Source organism: Lactococcus sp. DD01, from assembly GCF_001578715.1.
GTDB lineage: Bacteria > Bacillota > Bacilli > Lactobacillales > Streptococcaceae > Lactococcus > Lactococcus petauri.
The window spans coordinates 21,301-35,134 of the sequence record NZ_KQ968939.1 but is presented as its reverse complement, the minus strand read 5'-3'; the positions used below and the strand labels follow the sequence as shown (position 1 = coordinate 35,134).

General features: G+C 40.7%; 15 protein-coding genes and 1 pseudogene. 5 read left to right on the top strand and 11 right to left on the bottom strand.

Translation table 11 applies throughout. From position 1 onward, the window contains the following. Position 1: 1 nt before the first annotated feature. From menE to LACDD01_RS11940, 5 genes are all read left to right on the top strand, one after another. The gene (gene menE / locus LACDD01_RS00160) at positions 2–1,354 is read left to right on the top strand and encodes an o-succinylbenzoate--CoA ligase (protein WP_019335438.1); all 1,353 of its coding nucleotides are present in this window, start codon (positions 2–4) and stop codon (positions 1,352–1,354) included. Further along, on the top strand, positions 1,344–2,447 hold the full coding sequence (gene menC / locus LACDD01_RS00155; RefSeq protein WP_061412440.1) for an o-succinylbenzoate synthase: 1,104 nt from the start codon (positions 1,344–1,346) through the stop codon (positions 2,445–2,447). Before menE ends, menC begins: the two co-directional genes overlap by 11 nt. Beyond that, positions 2,444–2,821, top strand: a complete 378-nt coding sequence (locus LACDD01_RS00150; protein ID WP_019293219.1) for a PaaI family thioesterase — start codon at positions 2,444–2,446, stop codon at positions 2,819–2,821. Before menC ends, LACDD01_RS00150 begins: the two co-directional genes overlap by 4 nt. Further along, positions 2,814–3,464 carry a GNAT family N-acetyltransferase gene (locus LACDD01_RS00145; protein WP_061412437.1) on the top strand — a complete coding sequence of 217 codons (651 nt, stop codon included), beginning with the start codon at positions 2,814–2,816 and terminating at the stop codon, positions 3,462–3,464. The genes LACDD01_RS00150 and LACDD01_RS00145 overlap by 8 nt, the downstream gene beginning before the upstream one ends. 270 nt (positions 3,465–3,734) lie before the next feature. Next, positions 3,735–3,872: a hypothetical protein gene (locus LACDD01_RS11940; RefSeq protein ID WP_019294124.1), complete on the top strand. Its 138-nt coding sequence runs from the start codon at positions 3,735–3,737 to the stop codon at positions 3,870–3,872. A 39-nt stretch (positions 3,873–3,911) separates the two neighbouring features. Here the strand turns inward: LACDD01_RS11940 and LACDD01_RS00140 are convergent, their stop codons facing one another. The 11 genes and pseudogenes from LACDD01_RS00140 to LACDD01_RS12160 form a co-directional block, all read right to left on the bottom strand. Then, positions 3,912–4,553, bottom strand: coding sequence for a bifunctional 4-hydroxy-2-oxoglutarate aldolase/2-dehydro-3-deoxy-phosphogluconate aldolase (locus tag LACDD01_RS00140; RefSeq protein ID WP_019335434.1), 642 nt, complete (start codon positions 4,551–4,553; stop codon positions 3,912–3,914). Next, the gene (locus LACDD01_RS00135) at positions 4,553–5,521 is read right to left on the bottom strand and encodes a sugar kinase (RefSeq protein WP_061412434.1); all 969 of its coding nucleotides are present in this window, start codon (positions 5,519–5,521) and stop codon (positions 4,553–4,555) included. The genes LACDD01_RS00140 and LACDD01_RS00135 overlap by 1 nt, the downstream gene beginning before the upstream one ends. Positions 5,522–5,551: 30 nt before the next feature. Then, positions 5,552–6,358, bottom strand: coding sequence for a gluconate 5-dehydrogenase (locus LACDD01_RS00130; protein ID WP_061412431.1), 807 nt, complete (start codon positions 6,356–6,358; stop codon positions 5,552–5,554). 32 nt (positions 6,359–6,390) lie between these two features. Continuing rightward, positions 6,391–7,236, bottom strand: coding sequence for a 5-dehydro-4-deoxy-D-glucuronate isomerase (gene kduI / locus LACDD01_RS00125; RefSeq protein ID WP_061412428.1), 846 nt, complete (start codon positions 7,234–7,236; stop codon positions 6,391–6,393). A gap of 147 nt (positions 7,237–7,383) precedes the next feature. Continuing rightward, positions 7,384–8,391, bottom strand: a complete 1,008-nt coding sequence (locus LACDD01_RS00120) for a LacI family DNA-binding transcriptional regulator (RefSeq protein WP_061412425.1) — start codon at positions 8,389–8,391, stop codon at positions 7,384–7,386. Positions 8,392–8,436: 45 nt separating this feature from the next. Further along, entirely contained in the window at positions 8,437–10,197 is a 1,761-nt protein-coding gene (locus LACDD01_RS00115) for a DUF2264 domain-containing protein (protein WP_061412422.1), read from the bottom strand. 55 nt (positions 10,198–10,252) lie between these two features. Next, positions 10,253–11,089, bottom strand: a complete 837-nt coding sequence (locus tag LACDD01_RS00110) for a hypothetical protein (RefSeq protein ID WP_061412419.1) — start codon at positions 11,087–11,089, stop codon at positions 10,253–10,255. 20 nt (positions 11,090–11,109) lie between these two features. Continuing rightward, positions 11,110–11,919, bottom strand: coding sequence for a gluconate 5-dehydrogenase (locus LACDD01_RS00105; protein WP_061412416.1), 810 nt, complete (start codon positions 11,917–11,919; stop codon positions 11,110–11,112). Between the two features lie 173 nt (positions 11,920–12,092). Further along, positions 12,093–12,917 carry a PTS system mannose/fructose/sorbose family transporter subunit IID gene (locus tag LACDD01_RS00100; protein ID WP_061412413.1) on the bottom strand — a complete coding sequence of 275 codons (825 nt, stop codon included), beginning with the start codon at positions 12,915–12,917 and terminating at the stop codon, positions 12,093–12,095. Further along, positions 12,910–13,707, bottom strand: coding sequence for a PTS mannose/fructose/sorbose/N-acetylgalactosamine transporter subunit IIC (locus tag LACDD01_RS00095; protein WP_019294114.1), 798 nt, complete (start codon positions 13,705–13,707; stop codon positions 12,910–12,912). The genes LACDD01_RS00100 and LACDD01_RS00095 overlap by 8 nt, the downstream gene beginning before the upstream one ends. Position 13,708: 1 nt before the next feature. Beyond that, positions 13,709–13,834 (bottom strand): annotated as a pseudogene (locus tag LACDD01_RS12160) (PTS mannose/fructose/sorbose transporter subunit IIAB); the annotation flags it as partial.

Genomic DNA, 13,834 nt, shown 5'->3' with positions numbered 1-13,834 from the left:
TATGAAATGGTTAAAAGAACAGGCTGAAAAATCGCCAAATAAACTTTTCTTAAATCAACTGACTTTTAAAGAAGTCTACGATAAAACTGTTCAGACAGCCCAACATTTAAACAAAGAAACAGCTAGGCACAACCGCCTAGCTCTTCTTTCAGAAAATTCGCCAGAGATGGCAATTGTGCTCTTTGCGCTGTTGGCTTTGGATAAGGAAGTCCTCTTGCTCAACACCCATCTTACAGCTAATGAAATCCGAGAGCAACTGACTGAACTTGATGTGGAGCTGCTGATTGCTTCGGACCAGCAAACCTATCCAGCAGACTTGTCTTTCTCTGATATCCATTCTTTAGAAACCAGCAGAGCTGTGCTCAATTGGCAGCCAGTGCCAGAGAAAATTGCTGTGATCATGAACACCAGTGCGACAACTGGAAAGTTCAAATCAGTACCTATCACTTGGAAAATGCTTGCGGCACATGTGGCTGCTTCTGCAATAACCATGGGCGTTCTTCCAGAAGACAACTGGCTTGTCGTTCTCCCCATGTTTCATGTCAGTGGTCTATCCATCATCATGCGCAGCCTCTATAATGCCACTCAGGCCACCATACGTGCTTCTTTCGATGAGGAAGAGTTGATTAAACTAATTAATAACAGCTCGGTCAATATGGTTTCCATGGTACCGACCATGCTTAAACGTGTTCATGAAAAAATTGCTGCCAAAAGTCTTCGCGTCCTCTTGTTAGGGGGGGAATTTATTCCCCAACCTTTGATACAGGCATGTTTTGCACAAGGTCTACCTGTCTACAAAACTTACGGGATGACCGAAACTTTTTCCCAATCTGTTACCTTCAACATTTTGGAACATCCGGACAAGCTAACTTCTGTCGGTCAAGCACTTCCTGGCGTGGAGATTAAAATTTTAAACCCTGATGCTGATCAGGCTGGCGAAATACATCTAAAATCGCCAATGCTCATGAAAGGTTATCTTAATCAAGAGGACGTTCATCTATTCAACACTGGAGATATTGGCTATCTTGATAAGGACAATTTCCTTTATATTCTCAATCGTCGTAAAGATATCATTATTTCCGGTGGAGAAAATATTTATCCCAAAGAGATTGAGGATTTACTCTATAGCTTAGAGGGAATTATCGAATGTGCGCTTGTCCCGCAGGAAGATCAGACTTGGGGTCAAGTGCCACTTCTTTTCTACGCTGGGACGCCCGATATACAAGAAATTACAAGCTTTTTGCGTCAACGTCTGGCCAAGTATAAACTTCCCCGTCAGATTATCAAAATGAATGCTCTACCCAAAAATGCCTCAGGCAAAATCCTTAGGAAAAATTTAAAACATGAAGCTTAGATCGATTAGTTTGAATCACGTCCAACTTCCGATGAAGTTTAACTTCAAGACAGCCAAAGGTGAGCTGAAGCAGCGTGACACCATTATTATCATTGTCGAAGACGAAACCGGCCATCAAGGGTATGGTGAATGCGTAAGCTTCACCACACCTTTCTACACGCAAGAAACATTTGACAGCTCATGGGAATGCTTGTCGCAGACTTACATTCCAAAAGTAATGACAGCAAACTTCACACATCCCTTTGAGATTCATGAGTTTTTTGAGCAACCCTTACCGATGGCAATGGCAGGTTTGGAGAATGCCTTGCTGGACCTTTATTACAAAACTCAAGGAAAAAATACAATCGCTGCCCTTTTTCCTGAGCCATTGACAGAAGCTTTATCCCGTGGGGCCGTCTTGGGCGATGTGCCTTTTGAGCAGCTTCCTGAAAAAATCGAAGCCTTAATCGCCCAAGGTGTGGAAAGAATAAAGCTTAAAATTAAGCCCACAGATGGTTTTGAACGCATCCAATATGCTGTGGAGCATTATCCTCAGCTCCAATGGGCTGTTGATGCCAACCGTTCTTATGCCCTTGAAAATATCGAAGCGCTGATAAAGCTCGATCAATTTGGACTTGTCTGCATTGAAGAGCCTTTTGCTACTGATAATCTCGAAGATTATAAAGACATTCTTCCGCAGCTTTCAACACCTATCTGTTTTGATGAAAATGTCCTAACTTGGAGTGATTTACAGACTCTTTCTCAACTTAAGGGGAAAACCATGCTCAATATCAAAATTGGCCGCTTAGGTGGACTTTATCAAACAAAAGAAGCTATCGCCTTTTGCCGGAAAAATAACATTTCCTTCTGGATTGGCAGTATGGTCGAAAGTGGTATTTCCAAGATATTGCATACACAACTGGCCACTTTAAGCGACAATATCATGCCAGGGGATTTGTCAGATTCGTCCTATTATTTTACGGAAGATTTAATCGTACCAGAGATTAAATTTATTGAAGGCAAGATGAATAGACCGCGTGGCAAGGGCTTGGGTGTATCTATCAATCAAGCAGCACTTGAATATTACACCGTGAAAAAGGAGATTTTTACATGAATTTAATTGAACAACTGGGTATTCAAAAGCTGGTTTTAACCCCAACAGGTTTTACCGCTCAAATGCCTTTAGGAAACTTTCACGCGCAACCTCAAGGTTTCTTAAATGGTGGTGCAACGCTGGCCTTTGCTGAGGTTGCTGCTGGTATGGCAAGTAATCTCTTGCTTGACGATAAACATTTTGCTGTCGGCCAAGCGGTCAATGGCAATCATTTGAACCCAACTAAAGCAGCAGGAATACTCTTTGCTCAAGGTCTTCTTCTGCACAAAGGTGGGCGTACACATGTGTGGGAGCTGAAGTTTACAGATGCGCGTGAGGTTTTAGTGGCACAAGTCACTGTAACCAACGCTATTGTGGCAAAAAGATATGAATAAAGACAACATAATATTTACAGAATTGGTGGATATAGATGAAGCCGAACTTGCGGATATCAATCAATTAATTATCGACACTTGGGCTTATCAAGAGTGGAATAAACAAGAAAATGTCTTGCCTATGGCTGATTTTTTTCTTGAAACAATCCTCTTGACCTCTACAAAAGTCTTTGTCGCTAAAGATAAGGGGAAAATTATCGGCGTTGTCGCTACTGCCCTCACTCCTAATCTCTTTCCCAAAAGTCGAATAAGATATCGCCAACTTGAAGCGCTGAGTTTAATTATCAACCAAGGAAAACCAGAAACCGTTTTTGACTTTTACTTGGAAACCATGAAGCTCAATGAGGAACTTATACAGCAAAGCAAGGAAACCTTTGATGCTGCCTTAAACCTCTTAATCTTAAATGAGAACTACAAAGGCTTAGGTCTTGGAAGCACACTCTATCAGCTTTTCCTTGATTACTTAAAAGAAAATAAAGCAAAAACCTTCTTCCTACTTACAGACAGCTATTCCAACTATCCTTTTTACGAGAAGAAAGGCTTAAAAAGAATCGCCGCACAGCGTTTCTCTTGGAGTAATGATGCGGAAGTTTCAGAAGAGGATGTTGAGGAATATTATGTTTATGCGGGGCGAGTGGGTTGACTCATTTACTAATATTACTCCGGAAATCATCGCATCAACACATTAGAATTTTCTTAGCTTCACAAAGTAATCGCGCTGTTATATTGTTAGCTCCCTCCATATTTGTAGAATAATTTTCTTCATCTTTCAATGAATTTTTAAAAATTAAAACACTTAAAATGTGATAATATTTTAGATAAATATATTTTATCTTGAGAAAAAAGCTTGATAGAGAGGAAAAACAACAATGACAAGAGTAAAATTAAATACAGATAGGCTAAAGGATAATCAATGACTGAATTATTTACAATCCTATCCGAAATCGCAAATTTTTTCTTAGCTCTTGGTGTTTTGTCATTAGCACTTGACCAAAGCCGTACTAAAAGAGAGCTTCGGGAGATTAAACGGATTCTTTTAGAAAAGGAATGAAAGTAAAAAGCTTATATCAAAACGATATAAGCTTTTCATCTATTTTCCTACGGCTTCATAGGCCCGCATAAACTTCTCAGCATTCACTTTAACGCCTGCAAAATCACCCGTTAAGGCCGGTGCTGTCACACCACCTCCTGCACTTACAGCAGTCGCTCCGACTTTAAACCATTCTGCCACATTTGATTCATTAACACCACCAGATGGCATCACATTGATGTAAGGGAAAGGACCTTTGAGGTCCTTAATCATCGCAGCTCCTGCAATATCTCCTGGGAAAAGCTTGATGAGTTCAGAGCCATATTCCATCGCGGTTTGTGCTTCTAATGGGGTCATCACTCCTGGAATATAAGGGATTTGATACAGGTTACAGATTTTAGCAACTTCTTTGTTAAAAGTTGGACTCACAATAAATTGAGCACCGGCAATAATTGCTAAACGTGCTGAGGTCGCTTCTAAAACAGTCCCTGCACCAATCATCACATCAGTTCCTGCATATGTAGCTACAAGATCAGCAATTACATCGTTTGCACGAGGTACCGAATAAGTCAGCTCAATACTTTTAATCCCACCGTCTACAACTGCTTCTACTATTTTGACGGCATCTTCGGCACTATCTGCGCGTACCACTGAAACAACACCCGACTTAATCACCTTTTCCAATAATTCTGCTCTTTGCATTATAAATCTCCTTGATAATTCTGACTCTTATAGAAATCCATAAGTTCCTGACGTGTCGGATATCCTTCACTATCCCCCGCACTTTGAACTGCCAAAGCGCCAATAGCACACGCACGATGTACAGCAACTTCCAGCGTTTTACCTTCAAGTAAAGCAGATTCTAAGCCGACAGCAAAGCCATCGCCTGCGCCTACTGTATCAACGACCTTGTCCACTTTAAAGCCAGAAACGGTATAAGTAGCACCAGCTTTCGTTTTGACAAATGCGCCTTCAGCGCCCAGTTTCACTACAACACTTTCGGTTAGACTGCTTTGGCTCAAATAAAAATCAGCAATTTTTTCTGGTTGGCTTGAACCCATCAGTATCTGGCCTTCATTAATACCCGGTAAAACGATTTGGCTGTTCTTCGCTAAGTTGTTGAGAGTATCTACCATTTCTTTTTGATTTTTCCAAAGCGCTGGACGAAGGTTTGGGTCAAATACCGTGAAGACTTTATTTTCCTGCAGCTTATCATTAAACGCTCTAAAAGTTTGAAGTGTTCTGGGCGATAATGCTGGAAAGATCCCTGAAAGATGAGCAATCTGAACATCTGCTAAAGTAGATAAATCAATCTCATCTATCTTCAAGTTTGAAGCAGCTGAATTTTTACGAAAATATGAAGTAACCGGATCCCCCGTACTCACACATTGTTTCAAATAAACACCTGTCAAAAAGTTTTCATCGTAAATCAAGTTTTGCGTATCCAGCTCTGCCTCTTGTGCAGCCTCAGTAATAAACCGTCCAAAAGTATCTGCCCCAACTTTGGATACATAGCCCGCACTGTGACCTAAACGTTTGATACCAAGTGCAACATTAAATTCTGCTCCTGCGAGGTATTTCTTGAAATGTACTGCTTCATCTAAGCTGACATCCACATCTTGTGAGGCCATCACGACTAGAGGCTCGCCTATTGTTATAAATTTTGGCATAATTCTTTCTCCAAGGTTCAGCTCTTTATTTTATGGTTGCTTACCAATGTAGGCTAAGATTCCGCCATCTACGTAGAGAATATGACCGTTGACAAAGTCAGAAGCCTTCGAAGCCAAGAAGACTGCTGGACCTTCAAGATCTTCTGGTTCTCCCCAACGCTCTGCTGGCGTTTTGGCAATGATAAAGGAATCAAAAGGATGACGTGAACCATCTTCTTGTAATTCACGTAAGGGCGCTGTTTGGGGTGTCGCAATGTAGCCAGGGCCAATACCATTGCATTGGATATTGTATTTTCCGTATTCTGAGGCAATGTTCTTCGTCAACATCTTCAAACCACCTTTAGCAGCAGCATAGGCTGAAACTGTTTCACGACCAAGCTCTGACATCATTGAACAGATGTTGATAATTTTACCGCCACCTTTCTTCATCATACCTGGAATAACTGCTTTCGAAACGATAAATGGACCATTCAAATCAATATCAATCACTTGACGGAAATCAGCGGCTGACATGTCAATCATCGGTGTACGTTTGATAATACCGGCATTGTTGACCAAGATGTCAATAATGCCGACTTCTTTTTCAATTTGCTCAACCATTGCATCAATTCCTGCTTCATCAGTCACATCACAAACATAACCGTGTGCTGTAATGCCTGCTTCTTGGTAAGCTGCCATACCGCGATCAACTGCTTCTTGGTTGATGTCATTAAATACAATCGTTGCTCCCGCTTTGGCATAACTTGATGCAAGGGCAAAGCCGATACCGTAAGTCGCTCCTGTTACAAGGGCGATTTTTCCTTCCAGTGAAAAGGCGTTTAAAATATTCTCAGTCATAATCTTCTCTTTCTGCTTTCGTTTATTTTTTATTATTTAAGTTCGTTCATTGGAACAATATCCATATCGTCATAAGTGATATTTTCACCACACATTGCCCAAATAAAAGAGTAATTACTTGTGGCTACACCTGTGTGGATGGACCAACTTGGACTGATTGCCGCTTGTTCGTTTTGCAGCACTAAGTGTTTTGTTTCCTCGGGTTTACCCATGAAGTGGAAAATGGCATTGTCTTCTGGCAATTCAAAGTACAGATAAGCTTCCATACGACGTTCATGTGTGTGACAAGGCATAGTGTTCCATGCAGAACCAGGAGCAAGTGATGTTAAACCCATTTGGAGTTGGCAAGATTCGACTTGGTTTGGGTGAACATATTGGTTGATTTTGCGTTTATTCATATGTTCATCATCACCCGGTGTTAAAGGATTAATATTGGCCAGAGCGATTTTTTTATTCGGGTATTTTTGGTGAGCTGGAGCTGAAGCCACGTAGAATTTTGCTGGGTTTTGCAGATCTTTAGATTTGAAAATAACTTCCTTTGTCCCTTTTCCAATATAGTAGCCATCACGGTGTAAAACTTCATCTTCTTGGCCGTCGATGATAATACTGCCATCATCACCAATATTAATGACACCAAGTTCACGACGTTCTAAGAAATATTCAACTCCAAGAACTTTATCCAGAACAATTTCCAAAGGTTTTTCTGTCGGTTCAACTCCGCCAAAAATCAAGCGGTCATTGTGCGAATAAACCAAATGAATAAAGTTAGGTTCGAAGATGGTCTCTACTGCAAATTCTTCGCGCAGCTCTTGTGTCGTAAATTTCGCAATATCCTTTGGTGAGTGCGTATAACGTGTATCCATTGTTTGATTGTTCATTTGATGCTCCTTTTTTATTTGTAATTTATAAAATTGATGAACCGATTTACTAAACCGATTTACTAACATCTATTGTATTCGCTTTCAGTTGTTTTGTCAAGTATAAAAAATAAAAAAATACCAAAGGATATTTTTCCTTTGATATTTTTATAGTGAATGTCTGATTTTTAGATCTGAGTCAACGACTGTAAGTTCTGCTTTTTGCGCTTTGGCTTCGATATTTTTGACCAAAAGATCCGCAGCTGTGTAGCCTATCTTTACGGGATCCTGAACGATAGCAGTCAATCCTGGGCTAATCAGCTCTCCCAAAGCTCCATCATCATAACCTACCACTCCCACTTGTTCTGGCACAGCAATTTGCTTATCTTTCAGAATTTTAATAGCACCATAAAGCAGACCGCCGTTGAAGGCATAGATGGCTGTCTTTTTATCGTCTTTACAGAAAGGCTCAATTTTTTCCCAAATCATTGGATCACTAGTAAAGAGGTCTTTAACTTCTTCAGTAAATACTTCTTCCAGTTCAATATCCGTATCTTTTATTGCTTCGGTAATTCCCTCATAGCGTTTTAGACGAGTTGAAGAATTCTGCATTGGCGGTGTTAAGATGACAATCCTTTGATAGCCTTCTTTGACAATCTTTTCCGCTAATCTTTTTGATTGATCACCATTATCAGAAATAACAGCTGGCCAAATAAGGGGTTGAAGATAGCGGTCAACTTGGACTAAAGGCAAGTCTGAATCAATCGTCTTGTAATCCGTCGCTGCAGCTTTAAGAGGTTGAAGGATGATACCGTCAACTTTCTCGTCTAGTAATTTTTCGATATTGTATTGTTCATACTCTTCATCAAGGTCCGAGTTCATGATAAGCGTATGGTACTTGGTATTTTGCAATCTTTCCATCATCCCTTTTAATAAACGTGATGTATAAAGATTGGAAATGTCGGTTACTGAAATCCCGATAAGTGAAGAGTAACTTGACTTTAAAGCACGCGCTTGACGGTTCGGACGATAGTCGAGCTCTTCAATTTTATCTTGAATCCGTTGCCGTGTCTCTTCTGACATCCCTGCAAATTTACCATTTAAAAAATTGGATATGGTTGATTTTGATACCCCAGTTAACTTTGCGATATCGTTGATCGTTACTTTTTTAGTCATATGCCCTTATTATACGATACTTTGAAAAAAATAATAAGAAAAAAGTTATTTTTCACTTACTGTGCTCCATTTTGAATCTTGCTCCTGTACCACTGTTCCAGTTATGAGACTTATCAAGCGATGTTGACCGGGCTGAATCTTTCCCTGAAGACAAGGAAAAATACTGCGTGGATACAACACATTGGTATTCACTTCTGGCCGAACAATGTCTGCCTCGTCATAGCCTTTGATTGCTCTGATACTACTGCTCCCTAATGGCGTGTCTATTTGGGCAAATTTATTATCAGAAAAAGTTGAGCTTTCCTCAATCGTTGTGGAAAAACCGCCTTCTGCTACACACAATACTTTGTCTGTTTGGATATCGTGGATACGCAGATGCGCTTGACCTAAAGGGATAATCGTACTTTTGATGTGAACGGCTGGCATGGGTGACCAGTAATGCACCACACGATCTTCGAAGATTTCAAAAGAATCATCTTGGGCATGTGCTCGAAAGTACAGCCCGTCTTCACTCAGCGCTAAGGTATTATCAAAAGCGCCTTCAGCGTAAAAATAAGCGCCTTTGGGTACACTAAAACCAAACTGTGTCGAATAGACAAACTTACCATATTTGGCTGGTGCATGACTCTGATTTTCGATGAACTGCCCAGCTGGATAAAACATAACCTGCTCCGAATGGGCGCTGTGTTCAATCAAGGCTCGCATTTCTTTAGAGGCGATTCGTTTGCGTGATAAGCGTGGTAACTGTTTGTCGGCTTGCCAAAAAGGATGTTTACGATCAACTGCCAAGAGTAAAAATGCTTTAAAAGCCCAGTAAGGTGAACCTGCTGCGTTATAATTTTCGGCCATATTGAGATTGGGATAAGCGTAACCAACATTTAAAATGCCATTTTCAATAAAAATTGCCTCCCGAAACCAAGCTTGCATATGATTTGAAAAGAGTGCTTTAATCTTTGCCCAAGGCAAAGCTTCCAAATCCGCAAAAACTAAGGCTGACCAAAAAGCGCCCTGTGCAAAACGATAAGTCAAGCTTCGGCCAAAAGGCACTGCTCGTCCTTTTCGGTCAAACCAATACTGATAATCTTGCGCAAATAAAGTTGCCCTTTCCCTAATCTTTTTAAGCCGTTCAGCATCTTCATGGGGATTTAAAAATTTTGAGATGAGCAAGCTATAGTAATGAAATGCCCACGGAATATAATAATCCACCTGACTTGCCTTACCGTCACAATACCATCCCTTCCCTTGATAGCAGCTGTCAATGAAGGCAAACTCTTGATCGATTATTTCTTGAGAATAAGGCATCTCCAAGTTTTTCATGGTGACATTGACCAAGATACGGAAAAAACGCCAGTTATTTTTGGGGATTTTTCGTTGGTTGATTTGAAGGAACCAGTGGGCTATATTTTCTTTTTCTTGCAGACTAAAGTCCTGCCAGATGGTCTCCTTGTTAAGCAGCAAACAGGTCGCTAAAGCTGCCATTTCGACAAATTTTTGGTCATAGTTGGCGAGCACGCCAAAATAATGCTTGCTTGTAGGATCTGTTCCCGCTACAAAGGAAGCACGAATTTCTTCTGTGAGAAAAACATCTTCATTTTGACTGAGATAAGGACCAATCGCCCAGACCAAACGGCTAAAGGTTTCCATCTGACTTGTCTCCTCATCATAGATAGCACCGTGATTGTGTCCCAAGTCGATATGACCAGAACCATTCATTTTTACTTTGAGCGGTTCAAGCATAAGTTTGAACCCCTGCGTGATTTCTTCATAAGAATCCCATTTTAAAGCTTTTAATTTCTTTTCTCGCATTTTATCTCTTTTCTGATGAAAATATCCCATGACTTTGCAAGGGATAGGTATAGTCTTATTGAACAGGCTGGTTTTTTCCAAAAACTTCAATTTGGGTCAGCGCTGGGAAGGGCGAATCATCTTGTGCCTTGTTTAAATGACCCAGTTTGATAAAAGTGGTCTGCTGTGTCGGAAATTTAAAGTTTTGATACTCTGCCTGCTTTTCTGTGTCAAAGCTCATACAATTACCATTTGAAAATGTAACTTCGACACTTTGCCAATAACTATCATGTGGAAAATCACAGCGGAAAAGTAAGTTCAGCTGATCCACTTCAACATGACGGCCAAAATCAATGGTTAATTCTGCATCAGCCTGCTGATTAATTCCCCATGAGGCAAAAGGATATGAACCATGTGATAGGTTAGCGCATTTACCATCTATGGCATTTTTCGCGAAAAAGACCGACTCATCACGTGTTTCGACATTGGCCGAAGCATGCGGATATACGCCTGAGTTTTCTTTTTGATCATGCGCATTAAAAGAAAGATTTTGATAGTTTGAAATTTCAAAAGGATGGGCTTTGCGCACGGTCAAGCTATGGCGTGCGGATTTGAAGGCCGTCTCCACAGAGGACTTTCGCAGATTTTCTGTTAAAGGGATTTCATATAACCATTCTTCTTGAGTAAAATAAAGGAGTGATGGCGCAAGAGTTTCATCCATCTGAACCATATAATAACCTGGAACCTCATCTACTGTAACACGAATCTTATCTCCCATCTGATACACATATTCCTTGATTCCTAGTGTACAAAGTTGGTTGCCTTGAGCCATAAATGGTGCGTACTCTTTCTCATGATCAAATTTACCAGAGATATTTTCTTTGTCCTTATTAAGCAGTTCAATTTTTATCATTCTTTGTTTCTCCATTTTCTTTATTCAGGTTGTTTGCCGATATAGGCAAGGATACCGCCATCGACATATAGGATATGCCCATTTACAAAGTTGGAAGCATCTGAAGCAAGGAAGACAGCTGCACCTTGTAAATCCTCCGGTTTCCCCCAACGTTCAGCCGGGGTTTTCGCAATAATAAAGGCATCAAAAGGATGACGAGAACCATCTGTTTGTCGTTCTCGCAGTGGTTTCGTTTGTTCGGTAGCAATATATCCAGGGCCGATACCATTACACTGAATATTATATTTACCATACTCAGAGGCGATATTCTTCGTCAGCATTTTCAAACCGCCCTTGGCTGCGGCATATGCCGAAACAGTTTCACGGCCCAGCTCGGACATCATGGAGCAAATATTGATAATCTTGCCGCCTCCTTTTTTAATCATCGCAGGAAGCACGGCTTTCGACATAATGAAAGGACCTGTGAGATCAACATCTACAACCTTTCGGAAATCGTTCGCTGTCATGTCAAGCATCGATTGTCGTGCGATAATGCCCGCATTATTCACCAGAACATCTACACTTCCAACTTCTTCTTCAATCTGCTGCATCATAGCCGCAACTGCTGTTTCATCTGTGACATCACAGACGTAGCCATAAGCCTTAATGGCTTCTTTTTCATAAGCTGCTAAACCCGTTTCTACTCCCGCTTGATGTCTGGCATTAAAAACAATCTTTGCGCCTGCTTGGGCATAAGCAATACCAAGAGAATATCCAATCCCATGTGCCCCTCCAGTGATAAGGACTATTTTTCCCTCCATGCTGAATAATTTTAAAATATTATCTGTCATTTTTTATTCCTTTTCTTATTAAAAAGCAGGTTCATATGCAATATGAACCTTTTGTTCTTATACGGTCTATGAAAAATTTTCCAATGACTCGGAATTGTGTAAGTGAGGTAAGTCATCCGAAAATTCTTCACACACCGTGCAAGACGAATGCCTTATACAATGTGTGTTGTGTTTTATTTTGCTGGCGGTACAGGTAACCCTAAAATGCCAAGTGCACTGAAAACAATCGTGAAAATTAAAACCAACCAAATAACACGTGTAGAGTTCAATTTCTTTTGGCCCAACATCCAGTAAGTTAACAATGTGAGCAAAACTGGGATTAAGGCTGGCAAGATTCCATCTAATGTTGCTTGCATTTCTAACTTAACACCGTTATTTGTGTAAACCAGTGGCGTAGCTACCTTGATAACCGTTGGTATTAAAGCGCCAATAACAGTTACACCTAGAACAGTTGCCGCATTAGTAAAGGCAGAGAGTTTATCTTTTAATGTGGTTACTAATTTTACCCCTTGTTTATACCCTAGTGGAAGTAAAGCAGCGCGACCAAAGAGCAAGGCAATATTTGCAGCAATCCAAAGGAGACAGCCGACAGTCGAACCTTGCTGAGCTAAAGTTCCTGCAACAGAACCAAAGATTGTTCCCCAAATAACATGGAAAAGTGAATCTCCGACACCTGCAAGTGATCCCATGAGGGCCGTTTTCAAAGCCGCCACAGTTTCCTTCGCTTTATAACCTTCTTTTTCTTCAATGGCTACATCAATCCCCATAATCAAATTACCAAAAATAGCATTGGTATTGAAGAATTGGTTATGCGTTTTAGCCATATCTTTGAGTTCTTTATCGTCTTTGTAAAGCTTTTTCAGAACAGGCATGATGCCATAAAGATAACCTGAACTCATCATACGTTCATAGTTCCAGTTGAGCTGACTTCCCAAGATATAACGCCAGCTAATTTTATTTAAATCTTTTTTTGTAATTACTTCTTTATTGTTATTCATCACCGTCAAAGCCTCCTTCAAAGTTTTGGCCATTTGTTGTGCCTGCCTCAGCTGGTGCAGGCTTTGCGCTGTCACGTTTGAACACCAAGAGTGCTGCGACTACTCCGACAATCGCAATCCCCATCATCGGAACTTGTAAATATGCTGCAAGGAAGAAACCGACCATAAGATAGGGAATATATTGTTTCGTTGGCAAATAACGCAAGAGTATCGCCACACCGACAACAGGCAATGTGCCCCCAGCAACTTGAAGACCAGTCATCAACCATTCAGGCATTGCATTGGTCAAGGTTGTTACAGCAGCATCACCAACGATCAGCATGAGTAAGATGGGAATAGCACGAGATAGTCCCCAAAGAAATGAACCAGAGAGAACCAAACGTGGAATACGGCCGTATTGTTCTTTATCAATAGCTTTGTCAACTCTGTGAAGCAGGAAGACATTACAGAAACGTGCCACAACGTCAAGTTGGAGCATCAGAAGTGAGACAGGAACAGCTAAACCAATACCATAAGCTGCGCCTTTGCCTGAAATAATAGCGAATGCTGTACCAAGGACGGCACCTGTGAAATAGTCAGGTACAGAAGCTCCACCAAATGCTGCAATACCTAAGCGCATAAGCTGAAGGGTACCACCAACCATTAAACCAGTTTTCAAATCTCCCATAATTAAACCAGAAATCATACCGGCAATAGCTGGCTGAGTCAACGAATTCGAAATCAATGAATCATTGATAGCAATAAAGGCAAAAATTGTAATTAAAATGATTTGTAGGACTGTTAAATGCATTTTATCGTTCTCCTATTTTGTTAAGTTTTTCCATAAAGTCAATGGCGGGCTCACTTGGAACCAATTGGGCTGTGATTTTAACGCCACCAGCAGCAATTTTTTGGAAGATACCTTCTTCTTCTGGCAT